General features: G+C 62.3%; 3 protein-coding genes. 2 read left to right on the top strand and 1 reads right to left on the bottom strand.

The window, feature by feature from the left end; all coding sequences use genetic code 11:
* Positions 1 to 168 precede the first annotated feature (168 nt).
* The gene (locus tag AAHK20_RS33415; RefSeq protein ID WP_449185789.1) at positions 169 to 1,374 is read right to left on the bottom strand and encodes an acyltransferase family protein; all 1,206 of its coding nucleotides are present in this window, start codon (positions 1,372 to 1,374) and stop codon (positions 169 to 171) included.
* Positions 1,375 to 1,760: 386 nt separating this feature from the next.
* Between AAHK20_RS33415 and AAHK20_RS33410 the strand changes: the two genes are divergently transcribed.
* Positions 1,761 to 3,173, top strand: a complete 1,413-nt coding sequence (locus AAHK20_RS33410; protein ID WP_449185788.1) for an O-antigen ligase family protein — start codon at positions 1,761 to 1,763, stop codon at positions 3,171 to 3,173.
* Between the two features lie 65 nt (positions 3,174 to 3,238).
* On the top strand, positions 3,239 to 4,450 hold the full coding sequence (locus tag AAHK20_RS33405) for a glycosyltransferase (protein WP_449185787.1): 1,212 nt from the start codon (positions 3,239 to 3,241) through the stop codon (positions 4,448 to 4,450).
* The last annotated feature ends 94 nt before the right edge of the window (positions 4,451 to 4,544 follow it).

The following is a 4,544-nucleotide window of genomic DNA, read 5'->3' as shown; positions in this document are numbered from 1 at the left end:
TTGGGCAAGGACCAAAGTGACCCCGGTCCCGGGGAGGGACGGACTATACGGAACGCCGCGAATTCAAAGTGTTCACGAAAACCCAAGCAAACGACACAACCCCAGCACCCACCACGAATTCAAAGTTATCGCGAAAGCCCAGGCAAAAGAACGAGCGCTAACATCCCATCACGAAGGCTGTCTGCCGACACCACCGACAGCGGCCTGCACCTCCTCCACCTTTTCCTCGCCCTGCGGCGCACTTTCCACCTTCGCCGCTTCCACGGCGAGCACTTGCTGCCGCGCCGGGAACAGCTTGTTGCGCAGGATCAGGAACGGGAACTCGACGACGCGCGTCGTCACATAGCCGACGACGATTGCAATCGCAGCCTGCCCCGATAGCACGATCGCCCACGCGATAAGCGGCGGCACGCCGAGCGCCGCGGTCTTGTGAATCAGGATGTCGCCCGGCGCGAGCGCGATCGAATGCCAAAGGTAGATCCCGTACGAATACACGCCGACCCACGCCACCGCGCGGAACACCAACGAGCGGCGAATCTTCGCCGAATACTCGAGCACGAACACGATCAGCGCGACATAGCCGATCGCCTGAATCGTGTAGCCGATGCTTTCGTCGATTGCGAAGTGCTTGGTCGCGAGCACGAGCCATGCGGCAAGCATCGCGAGCAGCGCAAGCAACAAGCCTTTGTTCTGCGCGAAACGCTTGTACGTCTCGGGCTTCATCCAATAGAACACGGCGAGTATCACGCCCGCGAGCAGGCTGTCGATGCGGTACTGCGTATAAGCGAAAGCCGCGTCGAGATCGCCTTGCGCCACCACCACGCAGCGCGCGATCAGCACCGCCACGCAGATCGTGCCGAGCACGGCGAGGATCGTGTTCGCGCGCACGCGCCAGTGCGCGAACAGCAGCAGCAAAGCCGGCAGGAACAGATAGAAGTGCTCTTCGACCGCGAGGCTCCACGTCTGAGTGATCGACGTGCCGAAGTAGTTCTGCATGTGCGTCAGGTTTTGCCACAGGAACGTGCTGGTCGGGTGACGCCCCGCGAGAACGTGAAAGAGGATCAGGACGTAGTAGGCCGGCCAGATCTTGAAGATCCGCCGCACGATGAAGCGGCGTGCGTCGACACGGCCCGTCTGGGCGTATTGGCGCAGCAACAGTCCGCCGACGAGAAAACCGCTTAGAGTGAAGAACAGGTTCACGCCTTCGCGGCCGAAGCTCTTCAGCGGGTATTCGATGATCGGGATGAACCAGTAGCCGGTGTTGACCGAATGGAAGTGAAACCCCATTACGGCAATGATCGCTATGCCGCGCACGAAGTCCAGCTCGATCGTCCGATCGCGCACGACATCATTTGCGCCCCCGAAAAACTTCATTCGCCTTCCCCCTTCGGGATTCGCAATCGTCTGCTTAATCCCATTGTTTCAAACTCACCTGCTTTCGCATCTTCGTTCGGCTCGTCCTCCTTCGTCCGCCAACATCACGTCAGGTGCCGACATGGCAGCAATGCGCGTGCCTGCGATTGTGGGGAATCCATCAGTCCCAGGACGCCGATTCGTAGTTCTTTCACGCCGCGCAGGGCGGGAACGCTACATGCTGGCGGTATAGTCGATCGACAAAATGGCGCTTCGAGAGCGCTTTCAGGCGGCCTGCTCACACTGTTATAGCAGGCCCAATCACAGGGAGAGGACCGGCATCTATGGGAGACACTACGTACCGGCATGCGTTTGCCGGCAAGCCCCCCGTTGCACGAGAACCTGCCATGCGCAATAGCTACGCGAACCTCTGGATATGGCTGTTCTTATGTCCGCTCGCGATGGACTACAAGGCAGTCGACGACAATTCGAGTCACCTTGCGCAAGTTCTCCTGACCTTGCCGACGCTCGGCGCGGGCCTCGCGCTCTGGCTGATCGCGCCGCGCTTCAACGTGGGATCGAAGCTGCGCTCGTTCGTGACCTTCTCGCTGATCTTGTGCGTGCCCGCGAGCGTGATCACGCAACTGATCCAGGGCAACGATTTTGGCAACTACATGCGCGTGCTGCTGCCGTTCGGGCTGTTCATGCTCGGCTATCTCGCGTGCTGCCGCCCGTGGCAGGACTCGCGCATCGAGCAGATCGAAAAGGCGATGTTCTGGGCGAACGTCATCTGCCTCGTCTTCACGTTCGTCTACGGGATGGCCACCGGCGGCGCGCTCGAGGACGTGCGTTACCGGATCGTGTCGCCGACGTTTCTCGCGCTGCAAGCCGTGCTGCTCCACGAGTTCGTGATCGCCAAGCGCTTCACGCCGTTTACGCTTGCGCTCTTCATGGGGACCATCGTCATCGAATTGCTGAGCGTCACGCGTAGCTTGCTGGTCGGCACCGCGCTCTTGTTCGCCCTCGCCACCTGGATGAGCGCGCCTTCGCCCCGCTACCTCGTGCGCGCGGGCATGCGCGCGTTCGCGACGGCTGTCGTCATCATCGGGATGGCGTTCGCGGGGATGCAGATGTTCCCTGGCGTCGGCCAGCACTGGACGCAGCGGATTCTGTTCGCGTCGGAAGATACGAAGACCGGCAAGGACCCGACCACGATCACCCGTCTCGCCGAGATCCAGGATCAATACGATCAGACGATGGAGTCGCCGACGACCATCCTCACCGGCGTCGGCTACGGACACATCTATCACTACTCGCCGAAATACCTGCCCGACCTGGCCGGGCAGATGAGCAAGAAAGATTTCTACGCGGTCCACGACTGGGCGGCCGGCCACAACTTCTGGGTGTATCAGTTCTTCGCGGGCGGCGTGTTGTTCGGCATCCTGATGCCGATCGCCGTGCTGATTGCGCTCTACAAGTGCTGCGGAACGTACCGGCGCTGGCGCTCGACCGCGCCAGCCGCCCCGTACCTGCCCGTGCTCGGACGCGCGATTCTCGTGACCGCCGCACTGCCGGCGACATCGATCGGCGGCAATCCGCTCGGCCCGCGTTTTTCGGGGCTCGTATTCGGCGTGTCGCTTGGGCTGATGATCGCGATGTATGTGCAACTGAAGCGCCTCGCGGCCACGCATCCGCATCGCGCGGCGCCGCAGGAACGCCGGCGCAAGTCTCAGCCGCGGCGCGAACCCCACTTCGCGCCGACGCGCGACACCACCGTCGAACCACAAGGGCGGCTCGAACGCACCGAGCCGACGGTATGAGCGGGAAGTGCCGTTTTGCGCAGCACGACGCATCGCCCGCACGGACCACCGACAAGAGCACGCCGATGAAAATCCTCCATTTGCTTGCGACGCTCGATCCCAAGGCCGGCGGCCCGACGGAAGGCGTGCGCCAAAGCGGCCTCGAACTCGTTGCAATGGGGCATCAAGTCGAAGTCGCGTCGCTCGACGCGCCCGATGCGCCGTTCGTCGCGGACTTTCCGTTGCCCGTTGCCGCGCTCGGACCGGGAAACGGCTTTTACGGCTACACGCCGCGTCTCGTGCCGTGGCTGCGCCAAGCAGCACGGCGTTTCGACGCGGTCATCGTCAACGGTCTGTGGCAATACCAGAGCTACGGTGCTTGGAAAGCGCTGCACGATCTCGACGTGCCCTATTACGTGTTTCCGCACGGCATGCTCGACCCGTGGTTCAAGCACACCTATCCGCTCAAGCATCTGAAGAAATGGCTCTATTGGCCGTGGGCCGAATATCGCGTGCTGCGCGATGCGCGCGCCGTGCTCTTCACGGCCGAAGAGGAGCGCCTGCTCGCGCGGCAATCGTTCTGGCTCTATCGCGCCAACGAGCGAGTCGTGTCGTTCGGCACGGCCTCGCCGCCCACGGACGCCGCGCGTCTGCGCGAGCGCTTTTGGGCCGCGTTTCCAGCGCTCAGGCAGCGGCGCGTCCTGCTGTTTCTCGGACGCATTCATCCGAAGAAGGGTTGCGATTTGCTGATCCGCGCGTTCGCGAAAACTGCCGCGCTCGATTCCGGCGCGCATCTCGTCATCGCTGGTCCGGATAGCGTCGGGTGGAGCAACGAGCTCAAGACGCTCGCCGATGAACTTGGTATCGCCTCGCGGATCACCTGGCCGGGCATGCTGCAGGGCGATCTGAAATGGGGGGCGTTCCATGCTAGCGATGCGTTTCTGCTGCCGTCGCATCAGGAGAATTTCGGCATCGCGGTTGCCGAGGCGCTTGGTTGCGGTGTGCCGGTGCTGATCTCCGATAAGGTCAATATTTGGCGCGAAGTCGCTGAGGATGGGGCTGGGCTCGTTGCGGCGGATACCGTTGACGGTACTGAGGAGACGTTGAGCTGCTGGCTGTCGCTCGATGCCGCTGCGCGCGAGACGATGCGTGCGCAGGCTGTTGCTACCTTCAGAGCGCGGTTTACCGTTGCGGCGATGTCGCGTGATTTGATCGATGTGCTGCAAGGTGATGCGCGCTGCGCGCAGGCTGGCGATAATGCGCCGTCGCTCGGCGCTGTGTCGGCTTCCAAGTCCTGAGGATCATCGCTGGTTTTAGGCTTTCGTGAAAACTTTGAATTCGCGGCGGTACGTATAGTCCGTCCCTCCCCGGGACCGGGGTCACTTTGGTCCT

This window comes from Trinickia camelliae (assembly GCF_053525655.1).
This window is presented reverse-complemented; position numbering and strand designations above follow the sequence as displayed.